Source organism: Pseudoduganella sp. (assembly GCF_041914865.1).
Lineage (GTDB): Bacteria > Pseudomonadota > Gammaproteobacteria > Burkholderiales > Burkholderiaceae_D > Rugamonas.
On record NZ_JAYSCO010000021.1, the window covers coordinates 51,973 to 65,970 of the forward strand.

General features: G+C 59.3%; 13 protein-coding genes. 2 read left to right on the top strand and 11 right to left on the bottom strand.

Annotated features, from left to right (window positions below; genetic code table 11):
- Positions 1–51: 51 nt before the first annotated feature.
- Positions 52–2,205 carry a hypothetical protein gene (locus ACE3TQ_RS12275; protein ID WP_374582489.1) on the bottom strand — a complete coding sequence of 718 codons (2,154 nt, stop codon included), beginning with the start codon at positions 2,203–2,205 and terminating at the stop codon, positions 52–54.
- A gap of 77 nt (positions 2,206–2,282) precedes the next feature.
- Positions 2,283–4,997: a type VI secretion system Vgr family protein gene (locus tag ACE3TQ_RS12280; RefSeq protein WP_374582491.1), complete on the bottom strand. Its 2,715-nt coding sequence runs from the start codon at positions 4,995–4,997 to the stop codon at positions 2,283–2,285.
- A gap of 182 nt (positions 4,998–5,179) precedes the next feature.
- On the opposite strand from ACE3TQ_RS12280, the gene ACE3TQ_RS12285 reads away from it, so the two are divergent.
- A complete protein-coding gene (locus ACE3TQ_RS12285; protein ID WP_374582492.1) occupies positions 5,180–5,551 on the top strand; it encodes a BlaI/MecI/CopY family transcriptional regulator in 372 nt (123 codons plus the stop codon).
- Positions 5,552–5,554: 3 nt separating this feature from the next.
- A complete protein-coding gene (locus ACE3TQ_RS12290; RefSeq protein WP_374582515.1) occupies positions 5,555–6,841 on the top strand; it encodes a leucine-rich repeat-containing protein kinase family protein in 1,287 nt (428 codons plus the stop codon).
- Between the two features lie 88 nt (positions 6,842–6,929).
- On the opposite strand, the gene ACE3TQ_RS12295 is transcribed toward ACE3TQ_RS12290, so the two are convergent.
- The 9 genes from ACE3TQ_RS12295 to ACE3TQ_RS12335 form a co-directional block, all read right to left on the bottom strand.
- A complete protein-coding gene (locus tag ACE3TQ_RS12295) occupies positions 6,930–7,220 on the bottom strand; it encodes a DUF4351 domain-containing protein (protein WP_374582493.1) in 291 nt (96 codons plus the stop codon).
- Positions 7,221–7,369: 149 nt separating this feature from the next.
- Positions 7,370–7,915: a hypothetical protein gene (locus tag ACE3TQ_RS12300; protein ID WP_374582494.1), complete on the bottom strand. Its 546-nt coding sequence runs from the start codon at positions 7,913–7,915 to the stop codon at positions 7,370–7,372.
- 111 nt (positions 7,916–8,026) lie between these two features.
- Entirely contained in the window at positions 8,027–9,331 is a 1,305-nt protein-coding gene (gene gltA / locus ACE3TQ_RS12305) for a citrate synthase (protein ID WP_374582495.1), read from the bottom strand.
- A gap of 45 nt (positions 9,332–9,376) precedes the next feature.
- Entirely contained in the window at positions 9,377–9,658 is a 282-nt protein-coding gene (locus tag ACE3TQ_RS12310; RefSeq protein WP_161027777.1) for a succinate dehydrogenase assembly factor 2, read from the bottom strand.
- Positions 9,659–9,664: 6 nt separating this feature from the next.
- Positions 9,665–10,375 carry a succinate dehydrogenase iron-sulfur subunit gene (locus ACE3TQ_RS12315; protein WP_374582496.1) on the bottom strand — a complete coding sequence of 237 codons (711 nt, stop codon included), beginning with the start codon at positions 10,373–10,375 and terminating at the stop codon, positions 9,665–9,667.
- Between the two features lie 16 nt (positions 10,376–10,391).
- A complete protein-coding gene (gene sdhA / locus ACE3TQ_RS12320; protein WP_374582497.1) occupies positions 10,392–12,170 on the bottom strand; it encodes a succinate dehydrogenase flavoprotein subunit in 1,779 nt (592 codons plus the stop codon).
- A gap of 2 nt (positions 12,171–12,172) precedes the next feature.
- The gene (gene sdhD, locus ACE3TQ_RS12325; protein ID WP_161027780.1) at positions 12,173–12,538 is read right to left on the bottom strand and encodes a succinate dehydrogenase, hydrophobic membrane anchor protein; all 366 of its coding nucleotides are present in this window, start codon (positions 12,536–12,538) and stop codon (positions 12,173–12,175) included.
- Positions 12,539–12,961: a succinate dehydrogenase, cytochrome b556 subunit gene (gene sdhC, locus ACE3TQ_RS12330; RefSeq protein ID WP_374582499.1), complete on the bottom strand. Its 423-nt coding sequence runs from the start codon at positions 12,959–12,961 to the stop codon at positions 12,539–12,541.
- A 137-nt stretch (positions 12,962–13,098) separates the two neighbouring features.
- The gene (locus ACE3TQ_RS12335) at positions 13,099–13,872 is read right to left on the bottom strand and encodes a GntR family transcriptional regulator (protein WP_374582501.1); all 774 of its coding nucleotides are present in this window, start codon (positions 13,870–13,872) and stop codon (positions 13,099–13,101) included.
- Between the last annotated feature and the right edge of the window lie 126 nt (positions 13,873–13,998).

Below are 13,998 nucleotides of genomic sequence, written 5' to 3' on the forward strand. Positions count from 1 at the left end.
TTACACCGAACCTGCGTTGCCAACTCACCGTCAAGAAGTTAAGGATAGTAGTCATTTTTCGTGATGCGGCTTGTGCCTTTTCCAAGTGCGTTTATCGACGATTGTTGAGGGCATGGATGCGTCTGAATCTTCATTGGCCCAGTCGGCAAGGTTCTGCGCGCCCATGCGTCCGAGAGTGAAGTACTTACTGAGATAGCGATGCGGGTGATCCTCTTGCAATCCAACTGCATATCTCCAATCCGCCTCAATACGGAAATCCTTCCATTCCGCATCCGTAAATCGACAAACTCCTACCGCAACATCATAAGCAATCGCCCGCTCCGCATGCATCGGGTTGGTGACAATCGTGGAATGGTCCGTCGCCGGGATATCGATTCCCTCTTTCAGAAAATTACTTATCCGCTCATTGCGCCACTTCGTATACTCCTCAGTCGGCACGCCATCCATCGACTCGCCAACAACCTCACCAGTTTTCTTGTCATCCCTGTTGCTACGTCGCGCTTGCATACGCAACCGCCCACGATCCTCGTAGCGTTGCTGCTTCTCGCTGTTCTCATCACCCATCGCGCAATCCTTCTGGCCGTCCTTCCCAACCTGGTCCTGATGCCGGTCATAGGGGTCATCAGCAGATTTCGTTGGCTTCGTGCTGTTCCGGGTATTGCCCATCGGGTCATAACTTTCATCGAATTTTTCCGTCGATTGGCCAAATCGCATAGATGCCGGCAAGAACGGCACCGGGAGCTTGGGCGCGTCGATCGGTACCTCCCAGCCCATGCCATCGCTGGGCGGGTCGGCGTTGATGGGCGATTTAACCAATGCGAGCGCGGGCGTCATCACAATGGCGCTGACAACAGCGAGCACTTTGGTCAGCGGGTTCCCTGCCGATTCCCAGCCTTGCTTGACCGAGTATCTGACTGCCGGCGATGGAGGATACCAGAAGCCCTGCTTGTGTTCTTTACCCAGCTTGCCGTCCTTGATCTCGGACTTGGCGGCGTTCCAGCGATCAGTCCAGAAGTTGTAGGTGGAGGCCTTTCCTTTCCCTGGTTCCTGCCCTACGGCATACTGGGATGCGAATACGCGCTGGCTGAAAACATCGCCAGCCGCATCAATCTTCTTGACTTCATCTGCGCTCACTCCGCGCCATCCAATACCCTGGATCGGCGCAGCGGAGATCACCTGATCGTGGGGATTGCAATAAAGGGTTACACGGCCATGGGTACGCTGGCCTTTATAGCCATGCAGCGCCCTGTCTTCCGCCGCCTTAAAACTATCAGCAGTTGGCTGGCCGCCCGACATTGCGCGGTCTACCTCGGCATCGGGCTGTGCTTTCGCCGCGCGAGCTCGCAGCATATCGAGGTAGTTCTTCATTGTCTCAATACGCGCCGCCCCCGTTTGGCGACCAACGCTACCGTCGGAACTCTCCGCGCCACGCTGCGCCCAGTTCTCCATGAAGTTGTCCTCCATTAGGCTCAGGGGCGGATTGCACAGGATGTAGTTGTCGGCCTGTACCCCGAGCTTATCCGCAAGGAAGGCTCCGCCAACGCCGACGACATTGCCTTGACTGTGGCAGATCACTGTGATCGGGCAATCTTCCTGCTTGTCGCGGATCGACTTGATGAGCTTTGCAAGGCGCAGCGCTGCGTGAACGTAGTAGGCACGCGGCGGGCATTCGTAAACATCACGACCAATGGCTGGATTCAGGTGCTGCGCGGTGATCCATAAGAACAGGCGGTCATCAACACCGTTATTCCAGAGGTCAGCCACCGCCGAGCATCCGTTGGCAAACGGCCCACCACCCCAATAATCGTGCTCATTCAACCATACACGCTCGCCCCATTCCTTCAGTTCCTCTTTGCTGCACTTGTACCCCCAGCGAAATCGGATGACTGGCGAGTAATTTGCTTTCGGCTCAATGAAATTTTCGGAATCGCGTCGCGGATCTACAAACCCTCCCGCTGTTAGCTCCGAAGTGTACTGCGCTTGGGTCAACAATCCTTCGTGGATTTCAATGAATTTCTTCCCACCGCTGCCATCAGCAGCACGCAAGCTGCGGCGCTTAAGGCGTGTATTCAGGCCATCGCACAGACCTGCTTCGGCACTTTCGTACCATTCGCCATCGGAATTCACTCCATGTACAAAAATGATCACGCCAGGCAAGGGCAACTTGCTGGTGAACTTCGCTTCGCTCTTATCAGGTAAGAGCATACAGTTGCCACCGCCCAGAACGCGGTCGCAATCAAGATTACTTGGACTTGTATCAGACATATTCAGCTAGTTAGAAATTAGTTCTCTGCATCGAAGAAGCGCACCTTCATGCCTTCAAAAGCATCGTGGTCGATCTTGGCCGCGCGGCCATCGGCATCGGTAATACCCTTGAGGATGCTGCCGTCGCTGCGGGTGATCTCGTAGCGCATTCCCGGGATGCCCTTCTTGGTCAGTGGATTGATCAACTGCGGCACGCGCCCCACGTCGCCCTTGTCGAACTTGGGAAGTTCGGCGCTTTCCGTGGCTGGGCTGGTCCAGTGGTGCGTGGCCGCGTGGATCGTGGCGGTGTCGTTGCAGCCCATGGTGATCTTGCCGCCGCCCAGTTTGATGAACGTGCCGTCGCTGGTCACCAGCATGATTTCTTCGCTGGCGATCACCTGCACTTTGCCGCCGCTGGCACTGAGCTTGATGTTTTTGGCGGCGTCCACCTGCACATCGTTGTGCTGTGCCTGCGCCAGCCATTTGCCCTGGTGCGCAATCAGTTTGAAGTCTTCCGATTGGGAGAACATGGAGATGCCCTTGCCTGCGTTGACCACCGTGCGTTCGCCGCTGGCCAGTTGCATGTTCTTGAGCGCGACCTGGTCGATGTTTTCGCCTGCATGAGTGACAGCCGCCTTTGGCGTGTTGAACACCAGGCCGGCCGGGGCTGTCATGGCGATCACTGGCTGGCGGCCGCCGGCGCCGCCTGGCTCGGTATTGCTGCCCTGCTCCCATTGCTGCAGGTCGGTGTGCAGTTTTGCTTGCGGCTCGTTGTCCGCTGCTTGCCCCTGATGTTCGGCGGCGTATTTGCCGAGTGCTTTGAACAGGCCGAGGCATTCCTCCATCATGGATAAGGTCTCGCTGCGGTCAAGCTGCTTGCCGCTGGCGTTCAGTCGTTCAAAGGCGGTGACCAGCATGCCTTTGGCGGCGCGCAGCGCGCCAGCGGCATCGGTGGCCAGCTCGAAGCCTTCGCCGCGCGGGCTGGATTTGCCTTCGCTGCGCGGCGTACCCAGCCAGCCCTGGTTCAGCTGCGTGGCGGCGTGCTCGGACAGGATCTGCGTGCTGATTTGTGCATTGGTGTCGTCAAAGCGCAGCTGGTTGTGGCGCTGGGCTTTCAGCTCCTTGCTGCGCATGCCGTACAGGGCTGCGTTGGCGGGCAGGCTGCCAAAGCCGTTGAAGCGCGGTGTGTCGTGGGTGCCGTCGTACAGGCCGCCCAACGCGATCGGCTTGTCGGGATGGCCCTGGATGAAGCCGACCAGGATTTCGCTACCGACTCGTGGCCAGAATGCGGTGCCGAAACCGGCGTCGGCCCACGGCTGCAGCACGCGGATGCGGGCCGAGTCGCGCGGCGTTCCGCTGGCTCCTGCGCCTTTCTCATGTTCTTCCGGCCGCGCGAACAGGAAACGTACGGCAATCCGGCCCATTTCGTCGACGTCAATCTCACTGCCTTCAGCGCCGACGACGATGGCGCTCAGCATGCCCACCTGCGGCACGCTGGCCGGGTCGTAATAAGGCACCACCGGAATGGAGCGCCGCACGCAGTCGAACTGGTTGTAGTACACCGGCGCTTCGGTCGACTGCTGCGCGTCGGCGCCGCGCATGGCTTGCGGCCAGCCGCGGAACAGGGAGCGGGCCAGCTTGGCATCCAGCCGCAAGCCGTTGCGCGCGTACAGTTCCAGGCGGGTCAGGATGAAGGCGCGCTCGGATTCGGGATGGCTGTCGATTTCCGCGTGCTGGCTCAGGCTGAACACCGTGCCGCTGCGGAACTGGCGCACCACGCCTTCGCCGCTGAACCCCTTGGAGAGGTACTCGTGCGCCAGCATGCGGCTGCGCGCCTGCTGCTCATAGTGGCCGGAACCAGCACCAAAGCGCGCAGCGTCATACTGGTAGTCGGTCAGCGTTTCGGACAGGCGGTTGCCGGCGTCGCCCTGCTCCAGCATATCCGGCGCCTGCGCCTCTGCGGTGTTGACGCTCTTGTAGTCGAAGCTGCTGCGCCGCGCTTCCCCTGGCGCCTGCTCGCGCCAGGCCTGCCAGGCTACGACCGTATCGCGCTGCTCGGTGGCGTCGGCACGGTGGAAGCGCACGGTGCCGGCCGGATTATCGGGATAAGCTTCCGTGCTGTCGATCAGGCACAGGCGGTGCAACGGGCGGCCGTCGTCCAGCTGGTGGTCGAAGTACCAGGCTATGCCCTCCTGACGCCATAGCCTGGTCAGGAAGGCGGCGTCGCTCTCGCCGGCCTGCAATGTAAAGGAGCGCGGCGGGTAGGACTTGCTCGCTCCCGACAGCGAGAATTGGAAGGCGGCGCCCAGCACCTGGTTTTGCTGGATATGTTCCGACAAGATCTGGCTGCTGATGTCGAGTACCGATGCGTCGCGAAAAACCCGCCATGTGCTACGCTGCGCCAGCAAGCTGAGCGCATCGCGCAGGACCAGCTCGTATACAGTCAACGCGCCATCCGACAGCACGCACTCGGCGCGGCTGACAATGCCGCAAACCGGCCGCGCTTCGCCGCTATCGTCGCCAATGGCAAATGCCAGCGGCAGGCCCTGCAGCTTTTTCAAGGGCAACTGGTCGTCATTGCTCAGGCATTGCAAGCGATATTGAAAGCCGCCGCAAACTGCTTCCTGCCCTGCCACCTGGAGTGGAACCAGCCGCTTGACCGCGTCCGGCGCGGAAGATGGGGTGTGGAGCTGGAGGATGCGTCGGTTCTGGATGAGTCCCGAAATAAGCCCGGCAAGTTGGTCGCTAGCCATTTAATTGTCACACGGCAACAGTTGCAAAATCGGCATTCTAGCGAAAATGGCTTTTCCTTGTCGTTCGATTAATTTCAATCGAATCGGGGGGCGGGCGACGTTTGCCCCACCTTGCTGACGGTGTAGACTTTTATGTCTAGATCATTTATTCTAGTTCCATCGATGTTTACCCTGGATTGACCATGAGCCTGCCAAAACCAACGCCGAGCGAACTGGAGATGCTGCGCCTGCTGTTTGCACTGGGCCCGGCGACGGCGCGCCAGGTGCATGAGGCGGCGCTCGAGTCGCGCCCGGATATGCAGTACGCAACTGTCCTGCGCTTGTTGCAGGTCATGCATACCAAGGGCTTGCTGAACCGCGATGAAAGCCAGCGCGCGCACATCTATTCCCCCGCCGAGCAGCAGGATTCGATCCAGACTTCCCTGCTGAAAGACCTGATCCATAAAGCGTTTGCCGGCTCCGGCAAGGCCCTGGTGTTGGCAGCCCTTAAAGGGGGCACAGTCAGCGCTAAAGAACGCGCCGAAATCCGCGCCCTGCTGGATGACGAGAAATAGTTCCTGATGCACACACTTGAACAATTGCGCGCCGGACAGCTTGCCGGCGTGACGCGGCTGCAATTGCGGGCCGGACTTACCGAATTCCCGCGCGAAATTTTCGACCTGGCAGATTCGCTGGAAATCCTCGACCTGTCGGGCAACGCCCTCTCAAGGCTGCCGGACGATTTGCCGCGCCTGAAGCACCTGCGCATCATCTTTTGCTCCGACAACCAGTTCACCGAGTTGCCGGAGGTGCTGGGCAAATGTGCGGCGCTCACCATGATCGGTTTCCGGGCGAACCAGATCACGTCCGTGCCCGCCGCCGCTTTGCCTGGCGGACTGCGCTGGCTTGTACTAACTGATAATCGATTGGAGCAGTTGCCTGAGGAATTAGGCCAATGCGCTGACCTGCAAAAGTTAATGCTATCCGGGAATCGATTACGGGCATTACCGGAGGAGCTGGCGAACTGCGGCAAACTCGAGCTGCTTCGAATCGCCGCGAATAATCTCCCCCAATTGCCGCAATGGCTGCTGGCAATGCCGCGCCTTTCCTGGCTGGCATTTGCCGGCAATCCTTTCAGCGCAGCGCACACTGCCGCGCCACCGCCCGTTACGAATATTTCGTGGCACGAATTAAGCCTGCAGGAAAAATTAGGGGAAGGGGCTTCCGGCATTATTCACCGCGCCTCTCTGAACGGGGCGCCAGTCGCCGTGAAAGTTTTTAAGGGTGCAATGACCAGCGATGGTTTACCCGAGCACGAAATGGCGGCATGCATTGGCGCCGGCAAGCATCCGAATTTGATTCCCGTTTTGGGTATTATTCCCGATCATCCGGAAGAACTGCCCGCACTGGTAATGCAGCTGGTTGATTCGAGCCTGCGGAATCTCGCCGGCCCGCCAAGCTTACAAAGCTGCACGCGCGATATTTATGCCGAGGATACCTGTTTCAGCGCCGATGTCGTATTCAATATCGCATTGGGCATTGCCTCCGCCGCTGAACGCTTGCATGCACAAGGCATTATGCATGGCGACCTTTATGCCCATAATATTCTTTACTGCGGCAAAGGAAATGCCGTGCTCGGGGATTTCGGCGCCGCTTCCTTATTCGAGCCCGGAACTCCCTTATCTTCGGGATTGCAGCAGCTTGAAGTCAGGGCATTTGGCTGCCTGCTCGAAGAATTGCTGGAGCGTTGCGATGCCAATCTTTCCCAGCTGGAGCAATTGAAACGGGATTGCCTGTCCCCATCGCCGCTGGCACGCCCCGCCTTTGCTGAGGTGGTGGCACGCCTCTCTTCATCCGCAACTTGACCCATTTGGCGAAGGGCTGAGTACCTGGATGCCGCTCAGCGCACAATTTATGCCAGAGATCAGCCTGATTGTGCCAATAATTGGCACATCACGGCTTTTTCCGGAATACCTGTCCCAGGCTATGTGCCTCAAGGAGGGCGACGCCCCACTCGGCAAGCTTTTCCGGCGAGGCCCGCTCCAACCGTTTGCGCGTGGTCTCGGGGAGCGGTCCAAAGCGGCCTTCCAACTGCCGCTTCAATAGTTCTGACATTGCAGCTTTGCGGCCTTGCTGAATTCCCTGCTGGATTCCCTGCTGGATTCCCCGCTCAATTCCCTTGCGAAGCCCACTTTTTTCCCCGTCTTCGTAAAATATTTTTTCAATCGGACACATCCAAGTCATTTCGCCCCCCTCCTATTTCTTAATACTCTTCGCCATAGCGCACGCTCCATATCGGCCGGCAAAGGCATCATCCAATTAATAACCCTGAATACGTCGCGTGCCATCCGCCGAGACCAGCTTTTCGCAGCGATGGCACGTGTAATCCTTAATTACTCCTTCCTGCGCGCCGCGTAATTACCGTGCGTCTTTTTTGCCAGGATATATGCCGCACAAATCAAACCGAAGGGATTCTTGTGCCGAATCAGCTCCTCAATACAGATTGGCAGCCGTTCAATTGCAGCCTGCAGAAGGTTGAATTCAAGTTCCTTTACTCGGCATTGGTTTAGCGAATGCGAGCCATTGGGTGTTATCAATAAACTGCAAATCGGCAACCCTGTCAGGGCATAAATCCTCGTGAAATACGTGAACATTCTGCGCCGTAGGGACCGCCCTACCTTTTCCTGTACTTCGACATGCAAAAGCGCCGTTTGTTCCGCGTCGCGCAGACTAATTTCCACCAAAAGGTCAGCAATTAAAAATGAGGGCTTATCGCTGAGAGCAACCTGCTCCAATTCCTGCTCCCGGAAACGCCAGCCGCGCGGCCAATCGATCCGTACATAAAGCGGAGGGAAGAAAAAGCGGATGAAATGGCGGAAATAGCGCCGGGCGGCGCTTTTCCAGGGGCTGTCGTAATTGTCGCGCTGGGCGGTGGGCATGTGGCCCAGTCTAGGCAAGCGAATGGCCCCGCGAGACCGATTAGCGCAAATGATGGACGAAAAAAAAAGCGAGCCGAAGCTCGCTTTTTAGATGGCCGGGGCCGGCAAGGATTACTTGCGGTCCTTCAGCGGAGGCACATCGCGTACTGGCGAGCCGATGAACAGCTGGCGTGGGCGGCCGATCTTCTGCTCTGGGTCGGCGATCATTTCGTTCCACTGGGCGATCCAGCCGATGGTACGGGCCATGGCGAAGATACCGGTGAACAGGGACACTGGGATGCCCAGGGCCGACTGCACGATGCCGGAGTAGAAGTCCACGTTCGGGTACAGCTTGCGGGAAACGAAGTATTCGTCGTTCAGTGCAATCTTTTCCAGTTCCATGGCCAGCTTGAACAGTGGGTCGTCCTGCAGGCCCAGTTCGTTCAGCACTTCGTGGCAGGTTTCGCGCATCAGCTTCGCACGTGGGTCGAAGTTCTTGTACACGCGGTGACCGAAGCCCATCAGTTTCACGCCGGAGTTCTTGTCCTTCACTTTCTCAATGAAAGCTGGGATGTTGTCGACCGAGCCGATTTCTTTCAGCATGGTCAGTGCAGCTTCGTTCGCGCCGCCGTGGGCAGGGCCCCACAGGCAGGCGATACCGGCCGCGATACAGGCGAACGGGTTAGCACCGGAGGAGCCAGCCAGACGCACGGTCGAGGTGGAAGCGTTCTGCTCGTGGTCCGCGTGCAGGATCAGGATGCGGTCCAGGGCGCGCACCAGCACGTCGTTGACCTTGTACTCTTCGCATGGGTTGCCGAACATCATGCGCATGAAGTTGGCGGAGTACGACAGGTCGTTGCGTGGGTACACGAACGGCTGGCCGATCGAGTACTTGTATGCCATGGCGACCAGGGTTGGCAGCTTGGCGATCAGGCGGATCGCGGAGATTTCACGCTGCTTGGCATCGTTGATGTCCAGCGAGTCGTGGTAGAACGATGCCAGCGCGCCGACGGTGCCAACCAGGACGGACATCGGGTGTGCGTCGCGGCGGAAGCCGCGGAAGAAGAATTGCATCTGCTCGTGCACCATGGTGTGCTTGGTCACGGTGTCGACGAACTTCTTCTTCTCCGCTGCGTTCGGCAGTTCGCCGTTCAGCAGCAGGTAGCAGGTTTCCAGGAAGTCGGCGTTCACGGCCAGCTGCTCGATCGGGTAGCCGCGGTACTGCAGCTCGCCCTTGTCACCGTCGATGTAGGTGATCGAGGAGTTGCACGACGCGGTCGACATGAAGCCTGGGTCGTAGGTGAACTTGCCGGTGGCGCCGTACAGCTTGCGGATGTCGATGACGTCCGGGCCCACGGTGCCCTTGTAGATCGGCATTTCAACCGATGGGCTGCCGTCCGAGAACGACAGGGTGGCTTTGGTATCAGAGATGTTCATGGACTCTTCCTTTAGGAGAGATGCAGCAATAAAAAAACCAATTACTCAGGCTTGGCGCAGGCGTGCCAGTAACGCATGTACATGCGGCAGGTCTATTTCGCCTTCCGGCTCCTTACGGGCCAAAACCAGATCCATCAGTGCATTGTCCGACAAATCGAGGAGCCGCGTGAACGCGTCCACTTCCTCGTCGGTCAATCCTGTCTCGTGCGCGTCGAGGAAACGAGTCAGGATAAGGTCGTTTTCCAGCAGGCCCCGGCGTGCGCGCCAGCGAAGGCGCGCGCGGTTCGCCGGGTCGGCCTGGTGCGCACGTTTTTCCAGTTCCGCCATGGCTGATCAGATGGCGCGGCGGACCATCAGTTCCTTGATCTTGCCAATCGCCTTGTTAGGGTTCAGGCCTTTCGGGCACACGTCGACGCAGTTCATGATCGAGTGGCAGCGGAACAGACGGTATGGGTCTTCCAGGCTATCCAGGCGCTGGCCGGTGGCTTCGTCGCGCGAGTCGGCGATGAAGCGGTAGGCTTGCAGCAGGCCGGCCGGGCCGACGAACTTGTCCGGGTTCCACCAGAACGACGGGCAGGAGGTCGAGCAGCAGGCGCACAGGATGCACTCGTACAGGCCGTCCAGCTCTTCGCGTTCCGCAGGCGACTGCAGGCGCTCTTTCTCTGGCGGGATCGAGTCGTTGATCAGGAACGGCTTGATCGAGTGGTACTGCTTGAAGAACTGGGTCATGTCGACGATCAGGTCGCGCACCACCGGCAGGCCTGGCAGCGGACGCAGCACGATCGGCTCGGTCAGCTCGTTCAGGTTGGTGGTGCAGGCCAGGCCGTTCTTGCCGTTGATGTTCATCGCGTCGGAACCGCACACGCCTTCGCGGCAGGAGCGGCGCAGCGACAGCGAGTCGTCAACGTCGGACTTGATGCGCTGCAGTGCGTCCAGCAGCATCTTGTCGGTGTCTTTCAGCTCGACCGTCAGGTCTTGCATGTATGGCTTGGCGTCCTTGTCCGGATCGTAACGGTAAATCTTGAATTTGAGAGTGCGTGCCATGTTGTGAGGCCCTTGCTTAGAAAGTGCGTGGTTTCGGTTTGAAGGTGTCAACCGTCAGCGGTTTGGTGACGACAGCCTTGTATTCCAGGCGGTTGCCTTCCGAGAACCACAGCGTGTGCTTCATCCAGTTTTCGTCGTCGCGTTGCGGGTGGTCGTCCTGGGCGTGCGCGCCGCGGGATTCCTTACGCGCGTTGGCCGAGACGATGGTGGCTTTCGCGGTTTCGATCAGGTTGTCCAGTTCCAGCGCTTCCACGCGGGCGGTGTTGAACACCTTGGACTTGTCCTTGTACGACACGTGCTTGCGGCGCTCGTCCAGCTTCAGGATCTCTTCCACGCCCTTGGCCAGCATTTCGTCGGTGCGGAACACGCCGCAGTACTTCTGCATGGTGGCGCGGATGTCGTTGGCGACGTCCTGCACGCGCTCGGAACCGGTGGAGTTTTCCAGGTGGTTCAGGCGGCCCATGGCGAAGTCGGAAGCGTCTTTCGGCAGCGGCTTGTTTTCCTTCTGCTTCAGGTTCTGCGACACGATGTGGTTGCCGGCTGCGCGGCCGAACACCACCAGGTCCAGCAGGGAGTTGGTGCCCAGGCGGTTAGCGCCGTGCACCGATACGCAGGCGCATTCGCCGATCGCGTACAGGCCGTTCACCACCTTCTGGCTGCCGTCGCCGGCAGGCACGACCACCTGGCCGTGGATGTTGGTCGGGATACCGCCCATCTGGTAGTGGATGGTCGGCACGACCGGGATTGGTTCCTTGGTGGCGTCGACGTTGGCGAACTTGTGGCCGATTTCCAGGATCGACGGCAGGCGCTTCTTGATGGTCTCGGAGCCGATGTGGCGCAGGTCCAGCAGCACGTGGTCCTTGTTCGGACCGCAGCCGCGGCCTTCCTTGATTTCCTGGTCCATCGAGCGCGATACGAAGTCGCGTGGCGCCAGGTCTTTCAGGGTCGGAGCGTAGCGCTCCATGAAGCGTTCGCCGTTCGAGTTGATCAGGATGCCGCCTTCGCCGCGCACGCCTTCGGTGATCAGCACGCCCGCGCCGGACACGCCGGTCGGGTGGAACTGCCAGAATTCCATATCCTGCAGCGGCAGGCCGGCACGCGCCGCCATACCCATGCCGTCACCGGTGTTGATGAAGGCGTTGGTGGACGCTGCGAAGATACGGCCGGCGCCGCCGGTTGCGAAGACGGTGGTCTTGGCTTCCAGGATCATGCATTCGCCGGTTTCCATTTCCAGGGCAACCACGCCTACCACGTCGCCGTCGGCGTCGCGCACCAGGTCCAGGGCCATCCACTCAACGAAGAAGTGGGTGCGGGCTTTCACGTTGCGCTGGTACAGGGTGTGCAGCAGCGCGTGGCCGGTACGGTCGGCTGCGGCGCAAGCGCGCTGCACAGCCTTTTCGCCGAAGTTGGCGGTGTGGCCGCCGAACGGACGCTGGTAGATGGTGCCGTCCGGGTTGCGGTCGAACGGCATGCCGAAGTGTTCCAGCTCGTATACGACCTTCGGTGCTTCGCGGCACATGAATTCAATCGCATCCTGGTCACCCAGGTAGTCGCCACCCTTGACGGTGTCGAACATATGCCAGTACCAGTTGTCTTCCGACATATTGCCCAGCGAGGCGCCGATGCCGCCCTGCGCCGCCACGGTGTGGGAGCGGGTTGGGAACACCTTGGACAGCACAGCCACGTTCAGGCCGGCTTCCGCCAGTTGCAGGGAGGCGCGCATGCCGGAACCGCCGGCGCCAACGATGACCGCGTCAAAGCGGCGGGTAGGGATTGCAGATTTGATAGCTGCCACGATTACACACTCCACAGAATTTGCAGCGACCAGGCGGCGCAAGCGATCAGCCAGCCAATGGTTGCGATTTGCAGGAACAGACGCAGGCCGACCGGCTTGATGTAGTCCATCCAGATGTCACGCACGCCAACCCAGGCGTGGTAGAACAGGGCCAGCAGGGTCACGGCGCTGAACAGCTTGAACCACTGCTGCGCGAACAGGCCTGCCCAGCCTTCGTACGACGGGGTCGACGAGGTGAAGACCAGGAAGAACAGGACGGCGGTGTACACCACCATCAGCACGGCGGTCACACGCTGGACCAGCCAATCCTTGACGCCGTAGTGGGCGCCGACAACGAGGCGTTTTGGGCCGATGTTATTGTTAGCCATTTAGAACACTCCAAACAATTTCAGTGCGACCAGCGCGGTCACGACAACGGTGATCACCAGCACGGTGGCGGCCGACTTGCGCGCGGAATCCTTGTCCAGGCCCACGTGGGTGTCCATGATCAGGTGGCGTACGCCGGCGCAGAAGTGCTGGGTGTAGCCCCAGCACAGGGCCAGCATGACCAGCTTGGCGATCGGGTGGGAGGCGATGACCATGAAGTTGGCGAAGGTGTACTCGGAGCGCAGCGATTCCTGCAGCAGGTACAGCACGAATGGCAGCAGCAGGAACATCAGTGCGCCGCTGATGCGGTGCAAGATGGACACGATGCCGGCCAGTGGCAGCCGGTAGTTCATCAGGTCCGTAACGTGGATGTTACGGAATTCTGGCCGCTCTTTTTTTGCGTTATCCCGCACGGCTTCAGTCATATACAACCTCCCTATGCTTTATTACTAATGATTTGCCAAAGTTGGCGAAACCGCGATTTTCGCCGATTTTTGCTGTTCAGACCAATATCTATTGTTAGATATCACCAAAAATTCTATTGAAATCTGCTGCAACGCACCTAATTAAGATCATTTTGATAATGATGACGCTCAGTCAAGTACAGCCCCCGGCGCAATTCAACGGGTTTATCGCCGTAGGTGAACGACACCCGCTCGGCGCACAGCAGCGGCGTGCCGGGCGCCACGCGCAGCAATTCGGCATCGCCCGGCTCCGCGCAGACGGCGCGGATTTTCTCCTGCGCGCGGATCATGCGGGTGCCAAATTCGGATTCAAACAGGCCGTACATCGGGCCCTTGTACTCGTTCAGGCGTTCAGCGGTCAGGCCCTTGAAGATCAGGCCCGGCAGCCACAGCTCTTCCACAATGGTAGGCACGCCGTCGAAATTCTGCACGCGCTTGATGTACACCACCGCGTCGCCCGACTTCAGGTCCAGCAGGCGCGCCACTTCGGCCGGCGCGCGCAGGCGTTTGACCTCGATGAAGGTCGACTCTGGATAATGCGGCACGCCCTCGTCCGGCATTAAGCGCAAAAAGCGGAAATGCGCGCGCGCCTCGTGGTGGGTGGAGACGAAAGTCCCCTTCCCTTGCCGGCGCATCACCAGGTTCTCCGCCGCCAGCTCGTCGATCGCCTTGCGCACGGTACCCTGGCTGACCTTGAAACGGTTGGCCAGTTCGACTTCGCTCGGGATCATTTCGCCCGGTTTCCATTCGCCGGACTGCAGGCTCTGGGTGATCAGGCCTTTGATTTGCTGGTATAGGGGGGAGAAGGTAGGCGATGGAGTAGCCACGCCGGTGGCGTCAGAAGTGGTCTGGTTGGGCGTGACGGGATTCATAGCCCGCAATTTCACCACATCCGCCCCTTGGCGTCCAGAAAAATCCTACAAGTTATATGTCTTATATAAGACATAAGATAGGATTGACATGCAGCCAACGGAAGCCTAAACTCGCCGTCGAAGCTG

Coding starts and splice junctions, on each gene's coding strand:
- ACE3TQ_RS12275 (WP_374582489.1), bottom strand. CDS start 2,205: ATGCTCTTACCTGATAAGAGCGAAGCGAAGTTCACCAGCAAGTTGCCC.
- ACE3TQ_RS12280 (WP_374582491.1), bottom strand. CDS start 4,997: ATGGCTAGCGACCAACTTGCCGGGCTTATTTCGGGACTCATCCAGAAC.
- ACE3TQ_RS12285 (WP_374582492.1), top strand. CDS start 5,180: ATGAGCCTGCCAAAACCAACGCCGAGCGAACTGGAGATGCTGCGCCTG.
- ACE3TQ_RS12295 (WP_374582493.1), bottom strand. CDS start 7,220: ATGACTTGGATGTGTCCGATTGAAAAAATATTTTACGAAGACGGGGAA.
- ACE3TQ_RS12300 (WP_374582494.1), bottom strand. CDS start 7,915: ATGCCCACCGCCCAGCGCGACAATTACGACAGCCCCTGGAAAAGCGCC.
- gltA (WP_374582495.1), bottom strand. CDS start 9,331: ATGAACATCTCTGATACCAAAGCCACCCTGTCGTTCTCGGACGGCAGC.
- ACE3TQ_RS12310 (WP_161027777.1), bottom strand. CDS start 9,658: ATGGCGGAACTGGAAAAACGTGCGCACCAGGCCGACCCGGCGAACCGC.
- ACE3TQ_RS12315 (WP_374582496.1), bottom strand. CDS start 10,375: ATGGCACGCACTCTCAAATTCAAGATTTACCGTTACGATCCGGACAAG.
- sdhD (WP_161027780.1), bottom strand. CDS start 12,538: ATGGCTAACAATAACATCGGCCCAAAACGCCTCGTTGTCGGCGCCCAC.
- sdhC (WP_374582499.1), bottom strand. CDS start 12,961: ATGACTGAAGCCGTGCGGGATAACGCAAAAAAAGAGCGGCCAGAATTC.
- ACE3TQ_RS12335 (WP_374582501.1), bottom strand. CDS start 13,872: ATGAATCCCGTCACGCCCAACCAGACCACTTCTGACGCCACCGGCGTG.